This is a genomic window from Achromobacter spanius (genome assembly GCF_029637605.1).
GTDB lineage: Bacteria > Pseudomonadota > Gammaproteobacteria > Burkholderiales > Burkholderiaceae_B > Achromobacter > Achromobacter spanius_E.
Genome location: NZ_CP121261.1, coordinates 3,026,149 through 3,050,948, shown reverse-complemented (window position 1 = coordinate 3,050,948; position 24,800 = coordinate 3,026,149). Strand labels below are relative to the sequence as shown.

Annotated in this window: 23 protein-coding genes; 8 read left to right on the top strand and 15 right to left on the bottom strand. The window is 65.5% G+C overall.

Annotated features, from left to right (window positions below):
* Positions 1 to 8 precede the first annotated feature (8 nt).
* Positions 9 to 1,262 carry an urea ABC transporter substrate-binding protein gene (gene urtA / locus P8T11_RS13595; protein WP_268081453.1) on the bottom strand — a complete coding sequence of 418 codons (1,254 nt, stop codon included), beginning with the start codon at positions 1,260 to 1,262 and terminating at the stop codon, positions 9 to 11.
* Between the two features lie 381 nt (positions 1,263 to 1,643).
* Between urtA and atzF the strand changes: the two genes are divergently transcribed.
* From atzF to P8T11_RS13580, 3 genes are read left to right on the top strand one after another with little or no spacing between them, the layout of a single operon-like run.
* Positions 1,644 to 3,497, top strand: coding sequence for an allophanate hydrolase (atzF, locus tag P8T11_RS13590; RefSeq protein WP_268081454.1), 1,854 nt, complete (start codon positions 1,644 to 1,646; stop codon positions 3,495 to 3,497).
* 28 nt (positions 3,498 to 3,525) lie between these two features.
* Positions 3,526 to 7,167, top strand: coding sequence for an urea carboxylase (gene uca / locus P8T11_RS13585; protein ID WP_268081455.1), 3,642 nt, complete (start codon positions 3,526 to 3,528; stop codon positions 7,165 to 7,167).
* Positions 7,164 to 7,895, top strand: a complete 732-nt coding sequence (locus P8T11_RS13580; protein ID WP_268081456.1) for a GntR family transcriptional regulator — start codon at positions 7,164 to 7,166, stop codon at positions 7,893 to 7,895. The genes uca and P8T11_RS13580 overlap by 4 nt, the downstream gene beginning before the upstream one ends.
* A gap of 489 nt (positions 7,896 to 8,384) precedes the next feature.
* On the opposite strand, the gene P8T11_RS13575 is transcribed toward P8T11_RS13580, so the two are convergent.
* The 5 genes from P8T11_RS13575 to P8T11_RS13555 all read right to left on the bottom strand — a co-directional run bounded on the left by P8T11_RS13575 (position 8,385) and on the right by P8T11_RS13555 (position 11,625).
* On the bottom strand, positions 8,385 to 9,200 hold the full coding sequence (locus P8T11_RS13575) for an anti-sigma factor family protein (protein WP_268081457.1): 816 nt from the start codon (positions 9,198 to 9,200) through the stop codon (positions 8,385 to 8,387).
* Between the two features lies 1 nt (position 9,201).
* Complete coding sequence (locus tag P8T11_RS13570) at positions 9,202 to 9,714, bottom strand: RNA polymerase sigma factor (protein WP_268081458.1); 513 nt, start codon at positions 9,712 to 9,714, stop codon at positions 9,202 to 9,204.
* A 23-nt stretch (positions 9,715 to 9,737) separates the two neighbouring features.
* Positions 9,738 to 10,103, bottom strand: coding sequence for a COG4315 family predicted lipoprotein (locus P8T11_RS13565; RefSeq protein WP_268081459.1), 366 nt, complete (start codon positions 10,101 to 10,103; stop codon positions 9,738 to 9,740).
* A 99-nt stretch (positions 10,104 to 10,202) separates the two neighbouring features.
* Positions 10,203 to 10,679 (bottom strand): GNAT family N-acetyltransferase, encoded by a 477-nt coding sequence (locus tag P8T11_RS13560; RefSeq protein WP_268081460.1) that lies wholly within the window; start codon positions 10,677 to 10,679, stop codon positions 10,203 to 10,205.
* Between the two features lie 4 nt (positions 10,680 to 10,683).
* Positions 10,684 to 11,625 (bottom strand): LysR family transcriptional regulator, encoded by a 942-nt coding sequence (locus P8T11_RS13555; RefSeq protein WP_268081461.1) that lies wholly within the window; start codon positions 11,623 to 11,625, stop codon positions 10,684 to 10,686.
* 61 nt (positions 11,626 to 11,686) lie between these two features.
* On the opposite strand from P8T11_RS13555, the gene P8T11_RS13550 reads away from it, so the two are divergent.
* Positions 11,687 to 12,802 (top strand): 4-oxalomesaconate tautomerase, encoded by a 1,116-nt coding sequence (locus P8T11_RS13550; protein WP_268081463.1) that lies wholly within the window; start codon positions 11,687 to 11,689, stop codon positions 12,800 to 12,802.
* 115 nt (positions 12,803 to 12,917) lie between these two features.
* Complete coding sequence (locus tag P8T11_RS13545) at positions 12,918 to 13,886, top strand: tripartite tricarboxylate transporter substrate binding protein (RefSeq protein ID WP_268081464.1); 969 nt, start codon at positions 12,918 to 12,920, stop codon at positions 13,884 to 13,886.
* A gap of 91 nt (positions 13,887 to 13,977) precedes the next feature.
* Here the strand turns inward: P8T11_RS13545 and P8T11_RS13540 are convergent, their stop codons facing one another.
* From P8T11_RS13540 to P8T11_RS13510, 7 genes are all read right to left on the bottom strand, one after another.
* Positions 13,978 to 14,490, bottom strand: a complete 513-nt coding sequence (locus P8T11_RS13540) for an REP-associated tyrosine transposase (RefSeq protein WP_268081465.1) — start codon at positions 14,488 to 14,490, stop codon at positions 13,978 to 13,980.
* 526 nt (positions 14,491 to 15,016) lie between these two features.
* On the bottom strand, positions 15,017 to 16,390 hold the full coding sequence (locus P8T11_RS13535; protein ID WP_268081466.1) for a DUF1501 domain-containing protein: 1,374 nt from the start codon (positions 16,388 to 16,390) through the stop codon (positions 15,017 to 15,019).
* Positions 16,387 to 17,901: a DUF1800 domain-containing protein gene (locus tag P8T11_RS13530; protein WP_268081468.1), complete on the bottom strand. Its 1,515-nt coding sequence runs from the start codon at positions 17,899 to 17,901 to the stop codon at positions 16,387 to 16,389. Before P8T11_RS13530 ends, P8T11_RS13535 begins: the two co-directional genes overlap by 4 nt.
* 100 nt (positions 17,902 to 18,001) lie before the next feature.
* A complete protein-coding gene (locus P8T11_RS13525; RefSeq protein ID WP_268081469.1) occupies positions 18,002 to 18,706 on the bottom strand; it encodes an SDR family oxidoreductase in 705 nt (234 codons plus the stop codon).
* A 164-nt stretch (positions 18,707 to 18,870) separates the two neighbouring features.
* Positions 18,871 to 19,323, bottom strand: coding sequence for an azurin (gene azu / locus P8T11_RS13520; protein WP_268081470.1), 453 nt, complete (start codon positions 19,321 to 19,323; stop codon positions 18,871 to 18,873).
* A 147-nt stretch (positions 19,324 to 19,470) separates the two neighbouring features.
* Positions 19,471 to 20,802: a PQQ-dependent sugar dehydrogenase gene (locus P8T11_RS13515; RefSeq protein ID WP_268081471.1), complete on the bottom strand. Its 1,332-nt coding sequence runs from the start codon at positions 20,800 to 20,802 to the stop codon at positions 19,471 to 19,473.
* 67 nt (positions 20,803 to 20,869) lie between these two features.
* Complete coding sequence (locus P8T11_RS13510) at positions 20,870 to 21,190, bottom strand: PepSY domain-containing protein (protein WP_268081472.1); 321 nt, start codon at positions 21,188 to 21,190, stop codon at positions 20,870 to 20,872.
* A gap of 207 nt (positions 21,191 to 21,397) precedes the next feature.
* On the opposite strand from P8T11_RS13510, the gene P8T11_RS13505 reads away from it, so the two are divergent.
* From P8T11_RS13505 to P8T11_RS13495, 3 genes are read left to right on the top strand one after another with little or no spacing between them, the layout of a single operon-like run.
* Positions 21,398 to 21,760 (top strand): PepSY domain-containing protein, encoded by a 363-nt coding sequence (locus P8T11_RS13505; RefSeq protein WP_268081473.1) that lies wholly within the window; start codon positions 21,398 to 21,400, stop codon positions 21,758 to 21,760.
* On the top strand, positions 21,760 to 22,422 hold the full coding sequence (locus tag P8T11_RS13500) for a response regulator transcription factor (protein ID WP_268081475.1): 663 nt from the start codon (positions 21,760 to 21,762) through the stop codon (positions 22,420 to 22,422). Before P8T11_RS13505 ends, P8T11_RS13500 begins: the two co-directional genes overlap by 1 nt.
* On the top strand, positions 22,419 to 23,816 hold the full coding sequence (locus P8T11_RS13495; protein WP_268081476.1) for a sensor histidine kinase: 1,398 nt from the start codon (positions 22,419 to 22,421) through the stop codon (positions 23,814 to 23,816). The genes P8T11_RS13500 and P8T11_RS13495 overlap by 4 nt, the downstream gene beginning before the upstream one ends.
* Positions 23,817 to 23,819: 3 nt before the next feature.
* On the opposite strand, the gene P8T11_RS13490 is transcribed toward P8T11_RS13495, so the two are convergent.
* Both P8T11_RS13490 and P8T11_RS13485 read right to left on the bottom strand, forming a co-directional pair.
* Positions 23,820 to 24,248 carry a universal stress protein gene (locus P8T11_RS13490; protein ID WP_268081477.1) on the bottom strand — a complete coding sequence of 143 codons (429 nt, stop codon included), beginning with the start codon at positions 24,246 to 24,248 and terminating at the stop codon, positions 23,820 to 23,822.
* A 17-nt stretch (positions 24,249 to 24,265) separates the two neighbouring features.
* Positions 24,266 to 24,691 (bottom strand): universal stress protein, encoded by a 426-nt coding sequence (locus P8T11_RS13485; RefSeq protein WP_100854778.1) that lies wholly within the window; start codon positions 24,689 to 24,691, stop codon positions 24,266 to 24,268.
* Positions 24,692 to 24,800: the final 109 nt, after the last annotated feature.

The window sequence follows — 24,800 nt, the reverse complement described above, 5'->3', positions numbered from 1 at the left end:
AGCTCCGCTTAGAGGCCTTGCTTGCTTTCATTACCCGGGATGTACGGGCTCCAGGGTTGGGCACGGATCGGGCCCTTGCTCTTCCAGACCACGTTGAACTGGCCGTCCGCCTTGATTTCACCGATGTAGACCGGCTTGTGCAGGTGGTGGTTGCTCTTGTCCATTTCGATGGTGTAGCCGTCCGGCGCGTTGAACTTCTGGCCGCCCATCGCCGCGATCACCTTGTCCACGTCGGTGGTCTTGGCTTGTTCCACGGCCTGCTTCCACATATGGATGCCGATGTAGGTGGCTTCCATCGGGTCGTTGGTCACGACCGTGTTGGCGTTCGGCAGGTTCTTGGCCTTGGCGTAGGCCTTCCACTTCTTGATGAATTCCACGTTGACCGGGTTCTTTATCGATTCGAAGTAGTTCCATGCCGCCAGGTGGCCGACCAGAGGCTTGGTGTCCACGCCGCGCAGTTCTTCTTCACCCACCGAGAACGCCACGACCGGCACGTCGGTGGCCTTCAGGCCGGCGTTGCCCAGTTCCTTGTAGAAGGGCACGTTCGAATCGCCGTTGATGGTCGAGATAACGGCCGTCTTGCCGCCGGTGGCGAACTTCTTGATGTTGGCGACGATGGTCTGGTAGTCGGAATGGCCAAACGGCGTGTAGACCTCGTCGATGTCGCTGTCCTTGACACCCTTGGAATGCAGGAAGGCGCGCAGGATCTTGTTGGTGGTGCGCGGGTAGACGTAGTCGGTGCCCAGCAGCACGAAGCGCTTGGCGCCGCCGCCGTCTTCGCTCATCAGGTATTCCACGGCCGGGATCGCTTGCTGGTTGGGCGCGGCGCCGGTGTAGAACACATTCTTCTCAAGCTCTTCGCCTTCGTATTGCACGGGGTAGAAGAGCAGGCCGTTCAGTTCCTTGAAGACCGGCAGCACCGACTTGCGCGACACCGAGGTCCAGCAGCCGAACACCACTGCTACCTTGTCTTGCGACAACAGTTGGCGTGACTTCTCGGCAAACAGCGGCCAGTTCGACGCGGGGTCCACCACCACGGCTTCCAGCTTCTTGCCCATCACGCCGCCGTTGGCGTTGATTTCATCGATGGTCATCAGCGCAACGTCTTTCAGCGACGTCTCCGAGATGGCCATGGTGCCCGACAAGGAATGCAGGATGCCGACCTTGATGGTGTCTTCGGCGGCGAATACCTGCGGCATCCAGCCGGACATGGCCAACAGGCTCACGGCGGTCAGTTGCTTAAGGGCTAGTCTGCGTTTCATGGTGACTCCTGATTGGAATGTGCCGGGTTGGCCGGCAGGAACGATCTCTGAAAACAGTCGACAACAAGGACTTCAAGGACCTCAAAGCAAAAGGCATGCCAAGTGCGGCCGACAGGGTGCGTCGCTGTATGAAGAGGGGGTGTTTACGCGAATGCGGTTGGCGCTTGCGCGCTTGGCCTGGCCGGGTCAAAACCGTGCGCGATGCACAAAACAGGTGCGTGTCCTGCCCGCTTGCGGTGCGGGCGTGGCGGCCGGAAAGCGGTGCGCCATGCGTGATTGACGGCATCGGCATGCGGCGCCAGAGGGAAAGCCGCACAGCCGCCAAACATGGCACGCCGATTGCTTGGGAATCCGTACTTGTATACAAGAAAGGATTCCAGCATGAACGCCGCAGCAACGCAGACGAGCCCCATCGGTTGGACCATCGCGCAATGGCAAGCCGCCTATCGCGAAGGCGGGGCCCAGCCCGAAACGCTATTGGCCGACTACGCCGCGCCGCAAGACGGGCCCGTGGACAATGCCTGGATACAGCGGGTGGACCGCGCCACGCTGGATGAACAGTTGGACGGGCTGCGCCTGATGCTGGCCGCCGCCGGCGGCGACCTGGCGCGCCTGCCGCTGTATGGCGTGCCCTTCGCCATCAAGGACAACATCGACGCGGCCGGCTGGCCCACCACCGCCGCCTGCCCCGAATTCGCCTACACGCCGGGCGAGGACGCGACCGTGGTGCAGCGCCTGCGCGCGGCGGGCGCCATCCTGATCGGCAAGACCAATCTGGACCAGTTCGCCACCGGCCTGGTGGGCACGCGCTCGCCGCATGGCGCCGTGGCCAACACCTTCAACGCCGACTACGTCAGCGGCGGTTCCAGCTCGGGTTCCGCGTCGGTGGTGGCGCGCGGCATCGCGGCGTTTTCCCTGGGCACGGACACGGCGGGCTCCGGCCGCGTGCCGGCAGGCTTCAACAACATCGTGGGCTTGAAGCCGACCAAGGGCTGGCTCAGCACGGCGGGCGTGGTGCCGGCGTGCCGCACGCTGGACTGCGTGTCGATCTTTGCGCTGACCGTGGCCGACGCCGAGCTGGTGGCCGAGGTAGCGGGCGGGTATGACGAACGTGATCCCTATTCGCGCAAGATGCCGGCGGGCGCCTCGCTGCCCTGGCCGCGCGCACCGAAGCTGGCCATCCCTGCCACGCTGGAATTTTTTGGCGACACGCAGGCGGCCACGGTGTTCGACGACGCCGTGCGGGCCTTGAAGGCCACCGGCGCCGAGGTGGAAACGATAGACTTCGCGCCCTTCAATGAACTGGCCGCGCTGCTGTATCAAGGGCCATGGGTGGCCGAACGCTTCGCCGCCGTGGAAGACTTGTGGAAGCAGACGCCGGACGTCATCAACCCCGTCGTGCGCGGCATTGTCGAGCAGGCCGCCAACTACAGCGCCCTGGATGCTTTCAAGGCCGAGTATCGCCGTGCTGAACTGACCCGGCAGATCCATCAGGCGCTGGCGGGCTTTGATGCGCTGGTGGTGCCGACGTCTCCGTCCATCTACACCATCGCGCAACTTCAAGCCGACCCGGTCACGCTGAATTCGCGGCTGGGCGTCTATACCAACTTTGCCAACCTGGCCGACTTGTCGGCGCTGGCAGTGCCGGCCGGCATGCGCGCCGACGGCTTGCCGTCGGGCATTACGCTGATCGGCCTGGCCTGGCAGGACCGCGCGCTGGCGCAGTTTGGCCGCCTCTGGCAAGCGCAGCGCGGCCTGCCACTGGGCGCTACCGGTGCACCGCTGCCGGCCGGCATGGACGTGGCGACCCCGCCCGCCGACACCGTGCGCGTGGCGGTGGTGGGCGCGCACCTGACCGGCATGCCGCTGAACCATCAACTGACATCGCGCCACGCGGTGCTGGTGGAGAAGACCCGCACGGCGGGCGACTACCGCCTGTATGCCCTGGCCAACACCACGCCGCCCAAGCCGGGGCTGGTGAAGTCCGAGTCTGGCGCGCCGATCGAAGTGGAACTGTGGGACGTGCCGGTGACGGCGTTCGGCGCGTTCGTGGCCGAGATTCCCGCGCCCTTGGGCATCGGCACGCTGGAGCTGGAAGACGGCCGCCTGGTCAAGGGCTTCATCTGCGAACCGCGCGGCCTGGATGGCGCGCGCGACATCACCGCCTTTGGCGGCTGGCGCGCCTATCTGGCCAGCCTTAGTGCTGCCGCCGGCGCCAACCCCACCCCCCGCTAATTCCAGCAAGCCATTTGGGAGCCGAACCGTGTTCGATACCGTTCTGATTGCCAACCGCGGCGAGATCGCCGTCCGCGCCATCCGCACCCTGAAGCGGGTGGGCATCCGTAGTGTGGCCGTGTATTCCGATCCCGACCGCAACGCCGCGCACGTACGCGAGGCCGATGTGGCCGTGGCCTTGGGCGGCGAGAAAGCCGTCGACAGCTACCTGCGCATGGACCTGCTGCTGGCGGCCGCGCGCGAGCATGGCGCACAAGCCATCTACCCCGGCTATGGGTTCCTGTCCGAAAGCGCGGAGTTCGCCGAAGCCTGCGAAGCGGCGGGCATTGCCTTCGTGGGCCCCACGCCCTTGCAGATCCGCGAGTTCGGTCTGAAGCACCGTTCGCGTGAACTGGCGGCCGAAGCGGGCGTACCGATGACGCCGGGCACGGGGCTCCTGGCCAGCCTGGGTGAAGCGCTGTCACAAGCCGAGCGCATCGGCTACCCGGTCATGCTCAAGAGCACGGCGGGCGGCGGTGGCATCGGCTTGTCGCGCTGCGAGAATGAAGCGGAACTGACGGTGGCGTTCGACAGCGTGCAACGCATGGGCGAACACTTCTTCCGTGATGGTGGCGCGTTCATCGAACGCTATGTGGATAACGCGCGCCACGTGGAAGTGCAGATCTTCGGCGACGGCGCGGGCCGCGTGCTGGCGCTGGGCGAACGTGATTGCTCGGTGCAGCGGCGCAATCAGAAGGTGATCGAGGAAACGCCCGCGCCGCTGCTGCCGGCCGCGACACGCGCGGCCTTGCTGGCGGCGGCCGTGCAGTTGGGCGAGTCGGTGAACTACCGTTCGGCCGGCACCGTTGAATTCATCTACGACCCGGCGCGCGACAGCTTTTACTTCCTGGAGGTCAACACGCGCCTGCAGGTTGAGCATCCGGTGACGGAAGCCGTCACCGGGCTGGACCTGGTGGAATGCATGCTGCGCGTGGCGGCGGGCGAAGCGCTGGATATCGCCGCGATGTCGCGTGCGCCGCAGGGCGCGTCCATTGAGGTGCGCCTGTACGCGGAAGATCCGCTGCGCCAGTTCCAGCCCTCGCCGGGCGTGCTGACCGAAGTGTCCTTCCCTGAAGGTGTGCGGGTGGATGGCTGGGTGGCGACGGGCACCGACGTGCCGGCCTTCTACGACCCCATGCTGGCCAAGCTGATCGTGCACGCGGACACCCGCGAAGCCGCCTTGGACAAGTTGGCGGACGCCTTGGCGCGCACGCGGCTGCACGGCATTGCCACCAACCTGGACTACCTGCGCCAGATCGTTGCCGACGAACGATTCCGCGCCGGCAAGCTGTCCACGCGCTTCCTGGAAAGCTTCACTTACCGGCCCGCCGCCATCGAAGTGATGGAAGCCGGCACCTACACCAGTGTGCAGGACTACCCCGGCCGCACCGGCTACTGGGACATCGGCGTGCCGCCCTCGGGCCCGATGGACGACTATGCCTTCCGCCTGGCCAACCGCATCGTCGGCAACGCGCCGGACGCGGCCGGCATCGAGGCCACGCTGATCGGGCCGACCTTGCGCTTTCACGGCGACACCGTCGTGGCGCTGACCGGCGCCGAATGCGCCGCCACGCTGGACGGCGAACCCGTGCCGATGTGGCAGCCGATTGCGGTGCGGTCCGGCCAGGTGCTGGCCACCGGCCGCGCGCTGTCGGGCTGCCGCAGCTACCTGGCCGTGCGCAACGGCTTGGACGTGCCGGTTTACCTGGGCAGCCGCTCGACCTTCGCGCTGGGCCAATTCGGCGGCCACGCCGGCCGCACGCTGCGCGTGGGCGACATGCTGCCGTTGGTGCGGCCGGAGCTGGGCGAGGCGGTTGCCGCGCCCGTGACAGAGCCGATGCCCGCGCCTGCCGAGCTGATTCCCACCTACGGCAACACCTGGGAAATCGGCGTGTTGTACGGCCCGCATGGCGCGCCGGACTTCTTTCAGCCTGAAGCCATCGACACCTTCTTCGCGGCGGACTGGGAAGTGCACTACAACTCGAACCGGCTGGGCGTGCGCCTGATCGGCCCCAAGCCCACCTGGGCGCGCGAGAACGGCGGCGAGGCGGGCCTGCACCCGTCCAATATCCACGATTGCGAATACGCCATCGGCAGCATCAATTTCACGGGCGACAGCCCCGTCATCCTGACGCGCGACGGCCCCAGCCTGGGCGGCTTCGTCTGCCCCGTCACCATCGCGCGCGCCGAGCTGTGGAAGGTGGGCCAGGTGAAGCCGGGCGACCGCATCCGCTTCGTGCGCATGGACTATCCGCAAGCCGTGGCGCTGGAAGCCGCGCAAGACCAAAGCGTGGCGGCGCTGTCGGCGGTAGCGCCCACGGCAACGGCGCCATCGCCCGTGCCCGCCACGGTGTCCGAAACCATCGTTGCTGCCTTGCCGGCCGAGGGCTCGCGCCCGTCGGTGTCGTACCGTCAGGCGGGTGATGGCTACCTGCTGCTGGAATACGGCGACAACGTGCTGGACCTGGCGCTGCGCATGCGCATTCACTTGTTGATGGAGGCGTTGAATGCCGACCCCATTGCGGGTGTGCAGGAGTTGTCGCCGGGCGTGCGTTCGTTGCAGATCCGCTATGACAGCCGCCAGATTCTGCAAGGCGCGTTGATCGAACGCCTGTTGAAGATCGAAGCCGGCCTGGCCGACGTGGCCACGCTGAAGGTGCCCACGCGCGTGGTCTACCTGCCCATGGCCTTCGAGGACTCGGCCACGCTGGGCGCCGTGCAGCGCTATCAGGAAACCGTGCGCGCCAACGCGCCGTGGCTGCCGAACAATGTGGACTTCATCCAGCGCATCAACGGGCTGGCCAGCCGCAATGAGGTGCGCGACATTGTGTTCGACGCCAGCTACCTGATCATGGGCTTGGGCGACGTATACCTGGGCGCGCCTTGCGCGGTGCCGATCGATCCGCGTCATCGCCTGCTGACGTCCAAGTACAACCCGGCGCGCACGTTCACGGCGGAAGGCACGGTGGGCATCGGCGGCGTGTACATGTGCATCTACGGCATGGATTCGCCGGGCGGCTATCAACTGGTCGGCCGCACCTTGCCCATCTGGAACAAGTTCTTGAAGAATCCGGTGTTCCAGGACGGCAATCCCTGGTTGCTGCGCTTCTTTGATCAGGTGCGCTTCTACCCGGTCACCGAGGCCGAACTGGATGTGCTGCGCGAAGACTTCCGCGAAGGGCGCGCGACGGTGCGCATCGAGGAAGAGGTGTTCGATTTCGCCGCGCACCAGCGCTTCCTGGCCGAGCAGGCCGACAGCATCGCCGTGTTCCAGACGCGCCAGAAATGCGCGTTCGACGCCGAAGTGGCGTTGTGGAAGAGCGAGGACGTGGCGGTGGAGCAAGAGGCGCCGGCTCAAGAGGCCGAGGCCGACACGGCGTTGCGCGAGGGCGAACGCCTGGTCAGCGCGGACATGTGCGGCAACATCTGGAAGATTCCGGTCCAGGTGGGGCAGAGCGTGTCGGCGGGTGACACCCTGGTGGTGGTCGAGGCCATGAAGATGGAGCTGTCGGTGATTGCGCCCGCGTCGGGCACGGTCACGGCGATTCGCTGCGTGCCGGGCAAACCGGTGAACGCGGGCGACCCCTTGGTGGTGCTGGCGGAAGACGCCACGTGCACCGTGGCGGGATGATGCGGCTGGAAGCCGTCCAGGTCAGCCCGGCGATCCGGCAGGCGCCGGCGCTGGCCGGGTCGCTGGCTGACCAGGTGTATCAGCGTCTCAAGGACGATTTGTTCGATTTCCGGATGCTGCCGGGCGAGCGCTTTACCGAGGCGGACCTGGTGGCGCGGCTGGGCGTTAGCCGCACTCCGGTGCGGCTGGGGTTGGCCCGATTGGAGCGCGAAGGCTTCGTGCTGGCCAGCCCGCGCAGCGGCTGGCAGGTGCGGCCGTTCGACTTCGAACGCTTCGAGGCGCTGTACGACGTGCGGGTGGTGCTGGAACAGGCTGCGGTGGACAAGCTGTGCACGCGCGAGCACATGGATGAGTCCGGCATTCTGGGCGCGTTGAAAGACGTGTGGCTGGTGCCGCCGCCCCAGCGGATTCTGGACGGGCGACTGGTCGGGCAGTTGGATGAAGCGTTCCATTGTTCATTGGTGGCGGCGGCCGGGAATCCGGAGATGGCGCAGATACACGGGGACGTGACGGAGAAGATCCGCATAGTTCGGCGCTTGGATTTCACGAAGGATTTCCGGGTGGATGCGACGTATGAGGAACACGCTGCGATATTAAGGGCGGTGCTGGCGCGGCGCGGGGATGAGGCGGCACGGATGCTGAAGTCGCATATTGAGATGAGCAAGGCGGAGGTGCGGAAGATCACGCTGCATATGCTGCATGAGGCAAGGGAAGGCGGGGGGAGGTGAGGGGGGGCTGCTTGATGGGTTACGCGCGATTGGCGGTGGGTTTTCTTGCGGCGGATTTTGCGCGCTGCACCCATCCTACGGTGGCGGCGGTTTGATGGGTTACGCGCGATTGGCGGTGGGTTTTCTTGCGGCGGATTTTGCGCGCTTCACCCATCCTACGGTGGCGGTGGTTTGATGGGTTACGCGCGATCGATGCTGGGTTTTCTTGCGGTGGATTTTGCGCGCTTCACCCATCCTACGGTGGCGGTGGTTTGATGGGTTACGCGCGATCGATGCTGGGTTTTCTTGCGGTGGATTTTGCGCGCTTCACCCATCCTACGATGCGGCGTCGGGATTGTAGGATGGGTGAAGCGCGGGAATGTCTTCTGAAAGACACCGGTGTTGATCGCGCGTAACCCATCTGGCGGTGCTCGCGAAGAAATCCATCGGGCGGCGGTGTCCGCGATGTTATCCATTGGGGTGCACGCGACCGTAACAGGATTGGCTTCACTACCCCTGCAACTGCTTATAAACCTCTTGCGATACCCGTTGCAGCTCATCGCGGCTGACGGCGCCGGACAGGGCGTAGCCGAACTGGCCTTCCACCCAATAGAACACCCGTACCGACCCTTCCTGTGTGAATTGGAACGCGGTCTGCCCGCCCGCGGCTTCGCGGGTCACGTATAACGTCAGGCGTTGGCCATCGGCCGCGCCGTACATGAACTGTGCCACCGGGCCCGAACCGCCGGGCAACAGGCGGCCGCCCACCAATTCATAACCCACCTGCGACAGCGATGGCGCGCGCACCGGTGCGCCCATGCGCTTGGTCAACCACGTCACCAAACCCTTTTCATTGTCGGCGCTGACTTCCACTGGGCGCCCCATGTCGGGCGCATACACCGCATGCGCGATGGCGGCGCGTTGGGCGTAACCGCCCGCCGCTCGGTCTGGCCCGGCGGTGGCCAGCACGGTTTGCAGATGGCGCGCATCCATTGCGCCGCGAACCGTCCACGCCGCGCCGGCGCTGACCGCTGCGATCGCCACGCTGGCGGCCAATGCGCGCCACGGCAACTGCCGCGAGGGCGCCTTCAAGGGCAACCTCAATGGCAAGGGTTCGTCCAGCACCGGGTCCAGCAGCGCATGCAGCGCGCGGCGTTGTGCCTGCCAGTCCGCGACGCGGGTCTGGTCCTGCGGATGCGAGGCAAGAAAGGCGTCAACCTCGGCATGGCGGGCGGGGGCCAACTGGCCGTCCGCATAGGCATGCAGATCGGCTTCGGTGATGGGGCTGCCCGCGCTGGGAACCGGGTGTAGAAGTTTTTCGTTCATGTCATTTCACGCGATGCAAGCGGCTGACCGAGTCGTGTCCGCGCATCAGCGCACCCAACTTCTCACGGGCGCGCGACAGCCGGGACATGATCGTGCCGATGGGCACGTCCAGCACGCGCGCGGTGTCCTGGTAAGACAGGTCTTCCACGCAGATCAGCAACAGCACTTCCCGCTGCTCGGGCGGCAGGGCTTGCAGGCAGCGGTCCAGATCCCGCACTTCCAGTTGATCGGTCTGCGTGGCGCGCACCGGCATGTCGGGCAGGTCGCCCGGGGCGGTCTGATCCGCCCGTCGGTTGTTGGCGCGCACGCCGTCGATGAAATGGTTGTGCATGATGCCGAACATCCAGGCCCGCAGCTCGCCGCGCTTTTGCCATCGCGAATAGCGGCTCCAGGCGCGCTCCAACGTGTCCTGAACCAGGTCATCGGCCCGATGCGGGTCGCCCGTCAGCCCGCGGGCATATCGCCGCAGGCTGGGGATGCAGGCCAGGATCAGGGCCTCGTCGTCGGCGCGCATGGCAACCGGGGAATCGTCGCGGATCAGGGCTTGATGACGTGCCAGACTTCCTTGAAGTTGTCGCCGGTCTTGTCGCCCGGCTTGGTGTCCTTCACGTACAGGTAGACGGGTTTGCCTTTATGGGCCCATTGCTTGGAGCCGTCGTCGCGGGTGATGACGGTCATGTCACCCATGGGCTTGGCGTCGGCGGGGGCGGCGACGGGCGGCCAGACCTTGGCGCACCCGTCGTTGCAGGCGCTTTTGCCGCCAGCGTCTTTGTCGAAGGTGTACAGCGTCATGCCCGCGCTGTTGACCAGGATGCCGTCCTGCGTCTTGACGGCTTGGGCGTGGGCGCCGGCCGAGAACAGGGCGGAGCCTAGAACCAGGGCGGCGGCGATGTGTTTGCGCATAGTGAGCCTCGTACGTAGATGGGGGAAAGGGATGACTGCCCGCTACAGACGCCGGCCATGGCGGGTTTATTCCCGCAAGCCGCAAAAAAACCGCAACGGTCAACCGGCCGGCCGTACCGCGCCGGGTTCGTAACGCATTTCAAATTCCAGCTCGGTCTCCTTGACGGGGGTGAAACCCAGCGCGGTGTAGAGCCGCTGGGCGGGATTGCCCTTCAGCACGTTCAGGGTAACGGGCGCGCCTTCCGCGTCCGCCCGGTCCAGCACCGGCTCGATCAGGCGGCGGCCCAGTCCCATGCCCTGGAAATCCGGGGCGATCTGAATCTGCACGATGTGCCAGCCTTCCGTATCGCGGTAATGCTTGAACAGCCCGGCGGGGCGGCCGTCCACCCAGACGATTTGCGCATCGTCGAAGTGGTACTGGATGCGGGCCAGGTGATGCGCATCGGTTGCTGGCGCGCCCGCGCGTTCCATGTGTTCCTGCATGGTGGCTTTGCGCAGCGCCAGCAGAAAGGGCAGGTCTTCTTCGGTGGCGGGTTGCAATGCCAGGGAATGCTCCGGGGTAGGGGAATGCGTCATGGAATTACGGCTGCGAAAGGGGTTCTGCGGTTGGCGTTTTGCGTTTGGCCGTCTTGCCGGCCTGATGGATCAAGTTATAAAGCTGTTGCGCGGCGGGCGCCAGGGGGCGGCCGCGCCGGGCGATCAAGCCCAGCGTACGCGTGACGCGCGGGTGTTCCAGCTTGACGCTCGTCAGCGTGGCGTGGCCCGCCAGCGGCATGGCCAACTGCGGTACGGCGGCCACGCCCAGGCCCGCTTCCACCAGGCCCAGCAAGGTCATGACGTGGCTGACCTCAAACGCGCTGACGGTACGCTTGCCGCTCTTTGCCAGCGCATCGTCAATCAACAGGCGGTTGCCGCTTTCCTTGGCGACCGTCATGAAACGTTCTTGCGACAGCGCTTCCCAGGACACGCTGCGGCGGCCGGCCAGCGGGTGGTCGCGGCGCACCGCCAAAACGAAGTCTTCACGCAGCACTGCCTTGAAATCCACATCGGGTTCCTGGGTGCCGAAAAAACTGATGCCGAAGTCGGCGCGCCCCGTCACCACGCTGTTGAGCACCGTGTTGGCGGTTTCGTCGATGATGCGCACGCGGATGCGCGGGAAGCGCTCGGTGTAGTCGCGGATGACGGACGGCAGGAAGTAATAGGCCACGGACGGCACACAGGCCACCGTCACCAGCCCGCCGCGCTGCGCGGCCAGGTCGCCGATGCTGAGCACGGCGCTTTCCAGTTCATCGATGGCGCTGCGCGCGCGTTCCAGAAAAACGCGCCCCACCTGCGTCAAGGCCACGCGCCGCGTGGTGCGTTCCAACAAGCGCGCACCCAGGATGCTTTCCAGCTTGTCGATGCGCCGGCTGAGCGCGGGCTGCGACAAATGCAGGTCGTCGGCCGCCGCGCGAAAGCTGGCGCGTTCGGCTACCGCCACGAACGCCTGCAATTCCTGTAAATCGAAATTGATGCGTGCCATGCATTAATCCATCCGTAAGTTGCAATTCAAATAATAGCCGCCAAGCCGCAGAATGGCTTCCATGGAAACCGTAATCCCTTGCGTACTGATGCGCGGCGGCACGTCGCGCGGCCCCTTTTTTCTGGGCGACTGGCTGCCGGCCGACCCGGTGCAGCGCGACCGCCTGCTGCTGACCGCCATGGGTTCGCCCCATGCGCTACAAGTTGATGGCATCGGCGGCGGCAACACGCTGACCAGCAAAGTGGCCATTGTGTCGCGCTCGACCCGGCCGGACTGCGATATCGATTACCTGTTTGCGCAGGTGTCGGTGGACCGCGCCATGGTCGACACCCGGCCCAACTGCGGCAACATGCTGTCGGGCGCCGCGCCCTTCGCCATCGACGAATGCCTGGTTGCGCCACGCGATGGCGTCACCTCGGTGCGGGTGCACAACGTCAACACCGGCGCGGTGATCGAAGCCGTGGTGCAGACGCCGAATGGCCACCTGACCTATGAAGGTGATGCGCGCATCGATGGCGTGCCGGGCACGGCGGCACCGGTGCGGTTGAACTTCCTGGAGGCTTGGGGCGCCATCACCGGCAAGCTGTTTCCCACCGGGCAGCGGCAGGAATACATCGATGGGGTGGCGGTGACGCTGATCGACGCCGCCATGCCGATGGTATTGATGCGCGCTCAGGACTTCGGCCTGCGCGGCGATGAAACGCCCGCGCAACTGGATGGCAATGCCGGCTTGCTTGAACGCATGGAGCGTATCCGGCGGGAAGCAGGCCGTCGCATGGGGATGGGCGACGTGTCGCAGAGCGTCATCCCCAAACCGGTGTTGGTGGCGCCATGCGAACGCGCGGGCACCTTGACGCTGCATTCACGCTATTTCACGCCCCACGCCTGCCATCGTGCCCACGCGGCAACGGGGGCAGTGGGAGTGGCCAGCGCGTTTCTGATGCCGGGCACCGTGGCGCATGCTTGCGGTGGGCCGACCGTGGTGGCGGGGTATCGCACCGTGCGCATCGAGCACCCTTCGGGAGGCATGGACATCGATGTCGATCTGGACACGGCCAGCGGCAAGGTGCGCGCCGCGGGCTTGGTACGGACGGCACGCAAGATCATGAAGGGGCTGCTGTATGTGCCCGGCCACTACGTCTTGGCGGGCGCCGAGCCGATGCGGGCGGTTGCATAAGACGCCAGTTTTAAATCACCTATTGATCCGAATTTTTATTCCGCCGAAGTGGCCCGCAAAGAGGCCCGCAAAGAGGCCGCCACAACACGGCAATCGCTATATCTGGAGACAAGCAATGAAGCATCACCTCGTCAAAACGTTTTGCGCCGCCGCCATGCTGCTGGCTGCTAGCGCCGCGGCACAGGCTGAGTATCCCGAACGCGCGATCACATTGGTCGTGCCCACCGCCGCGGGCGGCGGCAACGACGTGCTGGCGCGCGTGGTGGGCCAGAAGGTTGGTGAACTACTTGGCCAGACCGTCATCGTGGTGAACAAGCCCGGCGCGCAGGGCGCGATCGCGTCCGACTTTGTCGCCCGTCAGCCGGCGGACGGCTACACGCTGATGCTGGGCTACATCGGCACGCATGGCATCAACCCCGCCATGCAGAAGCTGAACTACGACCCCGTCAAGGACTTCACGCCCATCGGCATGGTGGCCGATTCGCCCACCATCATGGTGGTGTCCAAGCGGATACCGGTGAAGGACGTGGCCGGCCTGGTGAAGTACGGGCATGAGCACCCCGATGGCCTGAACTTCGCCTCTGCCGGGCCCGGCACCGCGCCAGCGATCGCGGGCGAGCTTTTCAATCAGGCCACCGGGCTCGCCATGCTGGACGTGCCATACAAGGGTTCCGCTCCCGCGCTGAACGACACCTTGGCGGGCGTGACGCAGGTGATGTTTCCCAGCTTGTTCAGCGTGTACCCGCACCTGAAGTCAGGCGCGATCCAGGCGGTGGCGGTAGCAGGGTCAAACCGTATCGCGGCGCTGCCGGAGTTGCCGACATTGGCGGAAGTGGGCGTGGCGGGCGTGGACGTGCCGCAGTGGTACGCCATCTTCGCCCCGGCCAAGGTCGAGCCGGCGGTTGTGGTCAAGCTGAACAAGGCGCTGAATCAAGCTTTGTCGGACCCGGTTGTCGCGACGAAGATTGCCGAACAAGGCGCGGAAGTGCGTCGCAGTACACCGGCTGAACTTGGGGCGTTCGTGCAAAGCGAAGCGGTGCGGTGGAAGCAATTGGCTGACAAGCGAAAGTTGGCGGCGCGGTAGGGGGTGGGCTGCGTCCTGTCGCAAGCCGTGGGTGTGGCGGCGCGGTAGGGGGCACCATGGGCTTGTCGCGAGTCGTGGGGCAAGCGGTGTGCTAGGACGCTGACGGTGCAGGCCGCGAGCTTTGGGTGTGCCGGCAAGCGCTGTGCCAGGCAATTTGCCGCCGTTGCCAAGCGTGAAACGTCGTGTGCTCCCAGGCGTCGGGCGCGGCAACATAACCGTGCTTGATGGGATTCATGTGGATGTAGTGGATGCAAGCGGACAACTCGCGTTCATCGCGAATGGCATGTTCCCAAAAGCGCCGCTGCCAGATGCCGCGTTCGCCTTTTCGGTAGATGCTGCGGCGGACGGTATAAGGGCGCAGCGCCCGGGAAAATCGCGCCTTTATCCTGCGCCAGCGGCCAAAGTAATCGGTATCGTTATCGGGCAGCCGCCAGATCATGTGCAGATGGTCGGGCAGCAACACCGCCGCCAGCACCGCGAACGGCGCCACCTGTTGTTCCGCCCGTATGCAGGCCTTCAACCATGCGGCGTGAACGATCAGATCCTGATGTTCCCGATCCTGCGCGGTGACGGTGAAGAAGTACGTGCCGCCGGGGATATACAAACGCCGATACGCAGTCATTTCCGCCTCCGGAGTGAAAAGGGAAGCATAAGAAATTGGCGTAACGCGTGCCGCGATAGGGAGATGAATTCGGCACGCATCGCAGATGCCGTACGTTCGTATGGCGCGCGGTGTTCCATGGCGGCAGATGGGTTACGCGCGATCCGCGCCTTTTTCTTGCCACGGCCATCCTCGCGCTTCACCCATCCTACGGTGGCTGCATGACATGGCGATCGTAGGATGGGTGAAGCGCGGGATGCCCAGGAAAAGAACCCCATCGTAATTCGCGCGCAACCCATCAAGCAGCGCCGCCCGCAACGCGAAGCCGGCCACAACGCCAACGAGCAACGCGGTGTTCCATGGCGGCAGATGGGTTGCGCGCGATCCGCGCCTTTTTCTTGCCACGGCCATCCCGCGCTTCACCCATCCTACGATCAGCGCGTGATGCTGCCATCGTAGGATGGGTGAAGCGCGCGCAGCCCGGAAAAAGAAGCCAGGCATCAATCGCGCGCAACCCATCAAGCAGCCGTCACCCCATCACCCCCACTCCCCCCACATCAAAATTCCTCAAATTCGGAAACACCATCCCCAATTCCTCCTTCCCCGCACCAAACCAGCCACCCAACGCCGCCCCCAACTGATCCACCGCCAATGTCGGCAACAACCGCCCGTTGTCCACAAACCCAGGGCCGTCCAGTGCAATCTCTGGATGCGCACCGTAATAGTGGCCGCCCTTGACCGCGCCGCCCATCACGAAATGGTGCGAACCCCAGCCGTGGTCCGAGCCGTTGCCGTTTGAACCCAGCGTGCGTCCGAATTCCGACGCCGTAAAGGTGGTGACCTGGTCCGCCACGCCCATCGACGACAGCGCCTGCTGGAACGCAGCCATTGCCTGCCCCAGCTCGCGCAGCAGGGCTGGGTGCGTGTCATTCAATCCGGTGTGATTGTCGTACCCGTTCTGCGACACAAAAAATACCTGCCGCCTGGCACCCAAAGCCTGGCGGGCGCCGATGATGCGCGCCACGATCTTCAATTGCTGCGCCAAGGGCGATGAAAAATCACCCGGCACCGCCACATCCGCCAATGCCGCGCGCAACTGCGTATCGGCGCTGATGGATTGCGCGGCGATGCGCGCCATTTCGCGTTCCATCAAGTGTTCACGCGGTTGCGTGATCAACTGCCGCAGCAGCGCGGTGCAGGCGCTGGAGCCATACATATCCCGACCCAACAGATCAATAGACGTGGACCCATTGATGCCCACCCGATACCCCGCCACCTTGCGTCCGGCCAGCAGCACCGTGCTGCCGCCCGCCGTGATGCCGGTGAAGGTGCGCTGCGCATTGGCGCCGGCAAACAGATCGGTCAGCCGGCCCGCCCAGCCTGATGACGCGCCCTCGGGCGCCAGCGCCTGCCAGTAGGCTTGCTGGTCGTTGTGGGAAAACAGCTTCGGGGGCAGCGGCACGCGCGCGCTGATGTAGTCCGCCTTGGACGTGGGCGTGACCAATGGCCCAACGTTGAGCAGCACGGCCAGCTGTCCGCTTTCATACAGCGGCGCAAGCGGCGCCAGCGCGGGGGCCAAGGCGAACTGCGAGCCACCCGCAGCGGGCGCCTTGCCGCGCAAGACGGTGGCTTGCAGCGCATCTCGTTTCAAGCCGATATCGCCACGCGCGGCGGCATAGGCGCGGTAGGCTTCGGTGTCGTAGGGCACGACGGTGTTGTAGGGGTCGTTGCCGCCATACAGAAACACGCAGACCAGCGCCTTGTACGAGGCCGGCGCGGACTGCGCGGCGGCCGCGCCCAAGGCCGCCAGGTTCAAAGCCAGCGGCGCGGCGGCGCCCGTGGCGCCCAATGCGCAGGCGCGCAACAGGAAGGCGCGGCGGTCGGCGTCGTGGGATCGCTTCATTTCTGCACCAGGTATTCAGGGCTGGCGGCCACCAGCAGGATGGCCGCCCGCACGCGGTCGCGCGGGCGATTGGCGGGCACGGTGGCGACGGCTTCTGCGATGGCCTCGGCAGTGCGCGCGCTGAAGGCGTCGCCGGCCAGCAGCAGCACGACGCGCGCCACCAACGCTTGTGGGTCCTTCGCCAAGGCGATTTCCGGCGCGTAGTCGGTCTGCAGATCTTCCCACCCGCGATCCGCGTAGATCGCCAGAAAGTTCAAGTAGCCCGCGATGCTTGTCTCGTCGGTAATCTGTAGCTCGGGCGCGACCAGATGGCGCTTGGCGAGTTCCGTGACCGGGGGCGAATAGCGAGGGCGGAAGAAGTTGAACACCGTTGCCGATCGCATCGGGCTTTGCGCCAACCGGATCGTGTTGTCGGTGGTGTCCGGCATGGCCCACGCTCCATTGACGGACGTGGCGCCAAAGGCGCGTGCCCAGCCGGAAAATCTCAGGATGGGTTCGCGCACCTTGCCCCAGGTGGGGTCGTTCAGGTCAGGCGCACGCGCCTCCGGGTCCAGCAAGATGGCGCGCAGCACCGCCTTCAGGTTGCCGCGCGCGCCGCTGCCGTCATCGTCGAACACCGCCGACACGCGCCGCACATAGGCCGGGCTGGGGTTGCTGGTGACCAGCCGCTGAATCAGTTGCATGCCGATGAAAGGCCCCACGTTGGGATGCGCGCAGATCACGTCCATGGCTTTTTGCAGCGACAGACGCCCATCGGTGCCCGCCGGTATCACCGCGCCCAGAAACCGCTTCTCACTCATGGAATGCAGGGCGTTGTTCAGCGCCATGGGCCGCCGGTGAAACTCCACATTGGTTTCCGGGCCGTTGATGTCCCAGCCCGTGAAGACGCGTGCCAGCCCCTGCACATCCGCGTTCGTATAGGTTTCCACCGGCGCGCCGTTCACGAGCTTCACGGTGCCGTCCGGCTCCAGCATCAACAGGCCGATGCTGAACAACTGCATGACCTCGCGTGCGTAGTTCTCGTCGGGGTGGCGGCCGGTCTTGGGGTCTTCCTTGCGGTTGCCGCGATACGTCAGCATGCAGCCCATCGACAGGTTCTTGGTGACGGCGGTCAGCAGCGCCTGGTAGCTGCCCAGCGCGTGTTCGGCCAGCAGGTCCATGAAGCCCGCCGCGCCAAACAAGGGCCACGACGCGGTGATGGACTGCACCCCCACGACGAAAATCTCGGACAGGGCGAAGGCCATGCGCGTGCGCACCTGGTCTTCCGCGCTGATGAACTTGCGCCACAGCGTGGACTCCAGCGGCGCGTTGATCCCGTTGCCCTTGAACGCCTCGGTGTTTTTCCGCTGTTGCAGCAGCCAGTCAAAATGCGTTTGCGAAGGCGGCATCGCCAACTGGGCGTCGAGCCAGTCGGCGTAGCCGTCGCGCACCACGGCGTCGATCAGGGCGGGGGTGGGCCCGAACGTGGCCTGCGCCAGAAAGCGCGAGGCCTGGCCGGGAGTGACTGTCATCGCAAGCCTCTCGTCGTATGCGATTGATTACGGTACTGAACCGCGCCCCGCGCTTCAATACCGTCATTCGGACGAGAGGATTAATCCTAAAGCATGAGGATCAGATCGAGCGCGTGATCCCGCCGTCAATACGGATGTTCTGGCCGGTGATGTAGGACGACGCGTCGGATGCCAGAAAGGCGATCAGGTCCGCCACTTCTTCGGCGGTGCCGTAGCGGCCCATGGGGATGCGGGTGCGGCGGTCTTCTTTTTCGGGAAGGCTGTCGATAAAGCCGGGCAACACGTTGTTCATCCGCACATTGTGTTCGGCGTATTCGTCCGAAAAGACCTTGGTGAAGGCAGCAAGGCCCGCGCGGAACACACCTGACGTTGGAAACAGCGCTTCGGGTTCGAAGGTGGCGTAGGTGGAAATATTGACGATGGCACCCGACTTCTGCTGCTTCATCACGGGCGCGACCAGGCGGGTGATGCGCACCACGTTCAACAGGTAGAACTCCATGCCCAGATGCCAGTCGTCGTCGCTGATGGAAAGCAGCGGGCCCTTGGGACCGTGGCCGGCGCTATTGACCACGGCATCCACGCGGCCCCATTTATCCAAGGTGGTTTCAAGCAGCCGGGCCAGGTCGTCGGTCGACCGGTTCGAGCCGGTGATGCCGATGCCGCCCAGTTCGCCCGCCAGGGCTTCGCCCTTGCCGGACGATGACAAAATGGCGACCCGATAACCGTCGGCCGCCAGTTTGCGCGCCGCGGCCGCGCCCATGCCACTGCCGCCTGCCGTCACGATCGCTACTTTTTCGGTGCTCATGCCTGCTCCTGTCGGGGTGTACGAAGCGTACGAAGAGCAGCCATTGTAGGGGGATCCTCCTCATTGAAACGGGCCCCGGCCCCGGATTTCCCGGGGGGCGGAGCCCGTGCGGCGCGGCACCTGCGCACTGCCTGGTCGGTAAGTCGCAGCGCCCGCGCGCAGGCTTAGTCGACCAGCTTCAAGCTGCCTTTCATCAGTGCGAAGTGGCCGGGGAAGGAGCAAAAGTAGGTGTATGCGGTGCCGGCGGCCAGCTTGCTGACGTCGAAGGTGACGGAATCTTTCTCGCCACCGCCGATGACCTTGGTGTGCGCGATGACGCGGGCGTCGCCCGGCTTCACGTAGTCCTTGTCCAGCCCGGCGGCCATGCCGTCGTTCACGGCGCCTTGCATGTCGGCCGTGGTGGTCAGCACCCAGTTGTGGCCCATGACGTTCTTGGCCAGCTTGCCCGGATCCGTCAGGTTCACGGTGAACTGCTTGCAGCTTTTGCTGACCGTGATTTCCTTTTTGTCGAACTGCATCTGGTCGTTGCCGGCGATATCCACCGAGCATTCGGCGGCCAGGACCGGGGCCGACGCGACAGCCAGGACAGCTGCCACGCACAATTTCTTGAACAACATATTCATGCCTCCAACGTTTCGCAAAAAGCGGATGTCCGGCCCGTGCAAGGCGCGCGCGGAACCGGTTTCACGACATTCTCACCCCGCTACCGGCCAGAATGCCAAGGCCCGCAAGGGCGCATTTGATACAACGCAAGCCGGCGCGAATTACGGCTGCGGGCCGACGCGCCAGATCACATTGCCCACGTCGTCCGCCGTCAGCAGATCACCCCGGCTGTCGATGGCCACGCCCACCGGCCGTCCTTGCGCCTGCCCTTGTTCGTTCAGGAACCCGGTCAACACGTCGCGCGCCGGCCCGCTGGGCGCGCCGTCGGAAAACGGCACGAAGATGACCTTGTAGCCACTGCGCGGGTCGCGGTTCCATGATCCGTGCTGACCCACGAACATGCCGCCGGTAAACGGCGCCGGCAACCGGGTCTTGCCCGACCAGGCCAGGCCCAGCGATGCGGTGTGTGGACCCAATGCGTAGTCGGGCACGATGGCGCGCGCGACCAGATCGGGGCGTGGCGGCGTGACACGGGTGTCCACGTGCTGCCCGAAATAGCTGTAGGGCCACCCGTAGAAACCGCCGTCTTTCACTGACGTCATGTAGTCGGGCACCAGGTCGCTGCCCAGCTCGTCGCGTTCGTTGACGGCCGTCCACAAGGTCTTGCCGTCTGGCGCCCAGGCCATGCCGACCGGGTTGCGCAGGCCCGTGGCATAAAGCCGCTTGTTGCCGCTGGCCACGTCGATTTCCCAGATGGCGGCGCGCCCTTCCTCGATGTCCATGCCGTTTTCCGCCACATTGCTGTTGGAACCGACCGACACGTACAGCTTGCTGCCGTCGGCGTTGGCGATCAGGTTCTTGGTCCAATGGTGGTTGATGCCGGCGGGCAGGTCGGTCACGCGCACGCCTGGGGTAGTGATCTGCGTCTGGCCCGCTTCGTACGGAAAACGCAGCACGGCGTCGGCGTTGGCGACATAAAGCTGATTGCCGATCAAGGCCATGCCAAATGGCGAATTCAGGTCTTGCAGCAATACGCTGCGGGTTTCGGCGACGCCGTCGTGGTCGGCGTCGCGCAAGAGCGTGATGCGATTGGCGCTGGGCGTCTTGGCGCCCGCGCGCTTCATGACGATGCCCGCCGCCCATGCCTTCAAGCCGCCACCGGCGCCTTCGGGCTTGGGCGGGGCATTGGTTTCGGCGACCAGCACGTCGCCGTTGGGCAGCACATAGAGCCAGCGCGGATGATCCAGGCCGCTGGCGTAGGCATTCACGGCCAGGCCGGCGGCGGCCATCGGATGTGCTCCATCCGCCCAGCCGACGGCGCGGGCGGTGTTGACGGTGGGAATCAGGGTGGTGTTGGGGGCGGGCAGCGTGGGCGCGGGCCCCATGCCCGCTTCGACGGGCAGGGTGGCCATTTCGCCGCAGGCGGCAAGGGTGCCTAGTGCGGCAAGCGCCACGCTGGCCGCCATGGCTCGCGCGATTCGCAGGGGTGGCATGAGGCGACTCCAAGGCGGTTGGACTGCCCCATCATACTCACCCGCGCGGGCCGCGCGGCCGGGTAGATCAGTCGTCGAAGCGGCTGCGCGTGACGGCGCCGGACTGCGGGTCCACGTAAAGTTTCACGCGCTGGCCTTGCGGGTCATAGGCCTTGACCTCGTAGCCGTGTTTGCGCGAACGCTCGATCTCGGAGATGTTGCGGTAGCCCGCGGCTTCCATCTTGTCGTAGACCTGGCGGATGGTCAGCATCGGTGCGGCGGGGGCGGGGGTGGTGGCGGCGGGTGTGGCGGGCGCCGGCGTGGCGGTCTGCGCGTGCACGGCGGTGCCGGCGACCAGGGCGGAAGCGCCAATTGCCAATGCGGCCAAGGTGTTCTGGATGCGCGTCATGATGGGTAGCTCCTTGCGGGTATGGAAAAGAGGGTAGTGGATAAAGGATGTGCGGAAAGGTAGTGAAAAAATCAGGTCGTTTCGTTAACCCTGTGGCCATTATTGGGTTCACCGCATGAACCTTTTCTGAAGCCTTTGTTCATGTGCGGTTCATCGCCGGCGCGGTATAAATGGCGGTCGATTCCCTACACTTTCAAAGGTCCTGCGTTGCGGCAACCCCCATTCTTCCGGCGTAAACGCGGCGGCATCCTGCTGTCGGGCTGCGTGCTGGCCGTGGCGTTGATGGCGGGTCCGGTCAGCGGCCTGGCCAACGATAACGACCACGAACGCGCGCGCCAGGCGCTGGAAGCCGGCAAGGTGCTGCCGCTGGGCGCGGTGCTGGATATCGTTGAACGCGATTTCCCCGGCCAGGTGGTCAAGGTGGAATTCGACGAGGACGATGACGAATTCATCTACGAGATCCGCGTGCTGCAAAGCGGCGGCGGCATCCTGAAACTGAAGATCGACGCGCGCGACGGCACCTTGCTGGCCGTGAAGGGGCGCGACATCAAATTCAAGGGCAAGGACTGATGCGCATCCTGGTGGTGGAAGACGAGCCCACGCTGGCCGCCCAATTGGCCGATGCCCTGCACGCGGCGGGTTACACGGTGGACAAGGCCAGCGACGGCGAATCCGCGCGTTTTCTGGGCGACGTCGAAGCGTTTGACGCCGTCGTGCTGGACCTGGGCCTGCCCGTCATGGACGGCCTGACCGTGCTGAAGCAGTGGCGCGCCGCGCAGCGCAACATGCCGGTGCTGATCCTGACGGCGCGCGACAACTGGCATGAAAAAGTGGCGGGCATCGACGCCGGCGCGGACGACTACCTGACCAAGCCTTTTCACATGGAAGAGCTGCTGGCGCGCGTGCGCGCACTGCTTCGCCGCAGTACGGCGCATGCCAGCGCGCAATGGCGCTGCGGCCCGCTGATGCTGGACACGCGCCAGGCCAAGGCCACGGTCGACGGCCAGGCACTGTCGTTGACCAGCCACGAATTCAAGGTGCTGGCGGTGCTGATGCAGCGCGCGGGCGAGGTCGTGTCGCGCACCGAATTGATTGACCACATCTACGCGCAGGACTTCGACCGCGACTCCAACACCATCGAGGTCTTCATCGGCCGGCTGCGCAAGAAGCTGCCGCCCGACACCATCGAAACCGTGCGCGGGCTGGGCTACCGGCTGGCGGCGCGCGGATGACGCCGGCGCGCGCCGGCATGCTGGGCTCGCTGCGCTTGCGGCTGCTGGCGGGCACCCTGGCCTGGATCGTGGGGTCGGTGGCGCTGGCCGGATGGGGCCTGGCCAGCTTGTTCCGCCAGCACGTCACGCAGCAGTTCCAGGCCGAGCTTGCCCTGCATTTGAATCAGCTGACCGCCGCCGTGAACGTGGGCGCGGATGGTCGGCCCGTGGTGTCCCCACCGCTGAGCGATCCCCGGCTGGAGCAGCCTTTGTCGGGCCTGTATTGGCAGGTGGACAGGCTGGCGGATGGCGGACGTCCGGCTGCCATCGGCGTGGCGCGCTCGCGATCGTTGTGGGACCAGACATTGTCCGCGCCCGGGACTGCGCCTTCCGCGCAGCACGCCACCGAGTCCGGCGATCAAACCTATGACACCACCGGCCCGGCAGGACGCGAGCTGACCGCGTTGGCGCGCACCTTGAAACCCGCCGAGGAAGACGCCGCGCCGTTGCGCCTGGTGGTGGCCGCCGACCGCCGCGTGCTGGCCGAGCCCATCGGCCGGTTCAATGGCATGCTGGCCATGGCGCTGGGCGCGCTGGCTGCCGGGCTGACGGTGGCGGCGGTGGTTCAGGTGGTGGTGGGCCTGCGGCCCTTGGCGCGCTTGCGGCAACAGTTGGCCAGGCAGAACGCCGGCAGCAGCCGCATCGACGGTCGCTACCCCAGCGAAATCCAGCCGCTGGTGGACGACTTCAACCAGGTGTTGGCAATGAACGCCGAGATCGTGCAGCGCGCGCGCACGCAGGCGGGAAATTTGGCGCATGCGGTCAAGACGCCGCTGACCATCCTGTCCAATGCCGCGTCGCGCGAGGCCAGCGTGCCGGCGTCCTTGGTGAACGAACAGGTTGCCATGGCGAACCGCCAGATCGACCATCACCTGGCACGCGCCCGCGCCGCCGCCTCATCGGGCGCCGCGGATGGGCGCGCGCCGCTGCGCGAGGCGACGGAAGGGCTGGTGCGCGTCATGCAGCGCCTGTATGCCGAACGCGACCTGCACATCGAGATGCAGGGCTTGTCCAGCGCGCTGGTGTTTCGGGGCGACCCGCAGGACTTGCAGGAGATGCTGGGCAATGTGCTGGACAACGCCTGCAAATGGGCGCGCAGCCAGGTGCGGGTCACGGGCGAAATGCCCGGCGCGGGGCATCTGCTGATGCATATCGACGACGACGGCCCGGGCATCGACGACCATGCGCGCGAACGGATCTTTCTGCGCGGCGTGCGCATGGACGAGCAACTGCCGGGTTCCGGCCTGGGCCTGGATATCGTGCGAGACCTAGCCGGCACCTATGGCGGCGAGGTGCACGCGGGGCGTTCGCCGCTGGGCGGACTGCGTGTCACCCTGCGGCTGCCCACGGCCTGATTCTTACTTCACCAAGGTCACCGGCACATCCGTCAATTGCAGCACCTGGTTTGCGACCGAGCCGATCAGGATGTTGGTCAACGTGCCGTTGCCGCGCGTGCCCATCACGATGCGCGCGCAGCCGTGGTCGCGCGCGTAGCCCGCGATTTCGGTGGCGGGGTGGCCGAATGCGGTGTGGGTGGTGTAGCCCGTGCCGGTCACGTCCAGCAGTTCGCGGGCTTCCCGCGTGGCCTCCTGGCCTTGCCGAAGGTAGAACTCATCGATCATGTCTTGCGTGATCAAGCGCGACAGGCCGGCGCGCCCGTGCGTGGGCGTCTGGATGTTAAGCAGATGGACGTGCGCGGCGGACGCGCCCTGGGCCAGTTCGCGGGCATACAGCACGGCGCGGTTGGCATTGTCGGAGCCGTCGACGGGGACAAGAATGTTCAGCATGGTTGCTCCTGGATGCGTTACTTGACCAGCGTGACGGGCAGGTCCGTCAGGTGCAGGACGCGGGTGGCGATGGACCCCATGAACAGCGACGACACCGAGCCCAGCCCGCGCGACCCCATGTAGATTTCATCGGCGTTGGATTCACCAGCCACGCGGACGATGGTTTCGGCTGCTTCCCCGATTTCCACGCGCACGTCGAACGGCACGCCGGCTTTGGACAGCAGGTCGCTGGCGGCTTGCAGCGCGGCGGCGCCTTCGTCCTGGTAGTAGGCATCAATGTCGGCCTGCGACAGGCCGCGGCCGATCTTGCCGGATTGCAGGGGAATCTGCACCGTCAGCAGCGCCACCCGTTCAACCGGGTCATACGCGCGCGCCGCCAATAGGGCCTGCACGGCATGCAGCGAGGGTTGCGAGCCATCAACGGGGATCAGGATGCGTTTCATTGCGCGTCTCCTTGTTATACGAGCCTGGGTAGGCGGGTCGTTCTACTGTATTCGAATTGTTTTCCAGGGGGCCGCCGTTTCGCCGGTTTTGCCGACCGAAAGATGCGCG

Excerpts from the sequence above, each read along its gene's own strand:
- urtA (WP_268081453.1), bottom strand. The coding sequence starts at position 1,262 with ATGAAACGCAGACTAGCCCTTAAGCAACTGACCGCCGTGAGCCTGTTG.
- atzF (WP_268081454.1), top strand. The coding sequence starts at position 1,644 with ATGAACGCCGCAGCAACGCAGACGAGCCCCATCGGTTGGACCATCGCG.
- P8T11_RS13580 (WP_268081456.1), top strand. The coding sequence starts at position 7,164 with ATGATGCGGCTGGAAGCCGTCCAGGTCAGCCCGGCGATCCGGCAGGCG.
- P8T11_RS13575 (WP_268081457.1), bottom strand. The coding sequence starts at position 9,200 with ATGAACGAAAAACTTCTACACCCGGTTCCCAGCGCGGGCAGCCCCATC.
- P8T11_RS13570 (WP_268081458.1), bottom strand. The coding sequence starts at position 9,714 with ATGCGCGCCGACGACGAGGCCCTGATCCTGGCCTGCATCCCCAGCCTG.
- P8T11_RS13565 (WP_268081459.1), bottom strand. The coding sequence starts at position 10,103 with ATGCGCAAACACATCGCCGCCGCCCTGGTTCTAGGCTCCGCCCTGTTC.
- P8T11_RS13560 (WP_268081460.1), bottom strand. The coding sequence starts at position 10,679 with ATGACGCATTCCCCTACCCCGGAGCATTCCCTGGCATTGCAACCCGCC.
- P8T11_RS13555 (WP_268081461.1), bottom strand. The coding sequence starts at position 11,625 with ATGGCACGCATCAATTTCGATTTACAGGAATTGCAGGCGTTCGTGGCG.
- P8T11_RS13550 (WP_268081463.1), top strand. The coding sequence starts at position 11,687 with ATGGAAACCGTAATCCCTTGCGTACTGATGCGCGGCGGCACGTCGCGC.
- P8T11_RS13545 (WP_268081464.1), top strand. The coding sequence starts at position 12,918 with ATGAAGCATCACCTCGTCAAAACGTTTTGCGCCGCCGCCATGCTGCTG.
- P8T11_RS13535 (WP_268081466.1), bottom strand. The coding sequence starts at position 16,390 with ATGAAGCGATCCCACGACGCCGACCGCCGCGCCTTCCTGTTGCGCGCC.
- P8T11_RS13530 (WP_268081468.1), bottom strand. The coding sequence starts at position 17,901 with ATGACAGTCACTCCCGGCCAGGCCTCGCGCTTTCTGGCGCAGGCCACG.
- P8T11_RS13525 (WP_268081469.1), bottom strand. The coding sequence starts at position 18,706 with ATGAGCACCGAAAAAGTAGCGATCGTGACGGCAGGCGGCAGTGGCATG.
- azu (WP_268081470.1), bottom strand. The coding sequence starts at position 19,323 with ATGTTGTTCAAGAAATTGTGCGTGGCAGCTGTCCTGGCTGTCGCGTCG.
- P8T11_RS13515 (WP_268081471.1), bottom strand. The coding sequence starts at position 20,802 with ATGCCACCCCTGCGAATCGCGCGAGCCATGGCGGCCAGCGTGGCGCTT.
- P8T11_RS13510 (WP_268081472.1), bottom strand. The coding sequence starts at position 21,190 with ATGACGCGCATCCAGAACACCTTGGCCGCATTGGCAATTGGCGCTTCC.
- P8T11_RS13500 (WP_268081475.1), top strand. The coding sequence starts at position 21,760 with ATGCGCATCCTGGTGGTGGAAGACGAGCCCACGCTGGCCGCCCAATTG.
- P8T11_RS13495 (WP_268081476.1), top strand. The coding sequence starts at position 22,419 with ATGACGCCGGCGCGCGCCGGCATGCTGGGCTCGCTGCGCTTGCGGCTG.
- P8T11_RS13490 (WP_268081477.1), bottom strand. The coding sequence starts at position 24,248 with ATGCTGAACATTCTTGTCCCCGTCGACGGCTCCGACAATGCCAACCGC.
- P8T11_RS13485 (WP_100854778.1), bottom strand. The coding sequence starts at position 24,691 with ATGAAACGCATCCTGATCCCCGTTGATGGCTCGCAACCCTCGCTGCAT.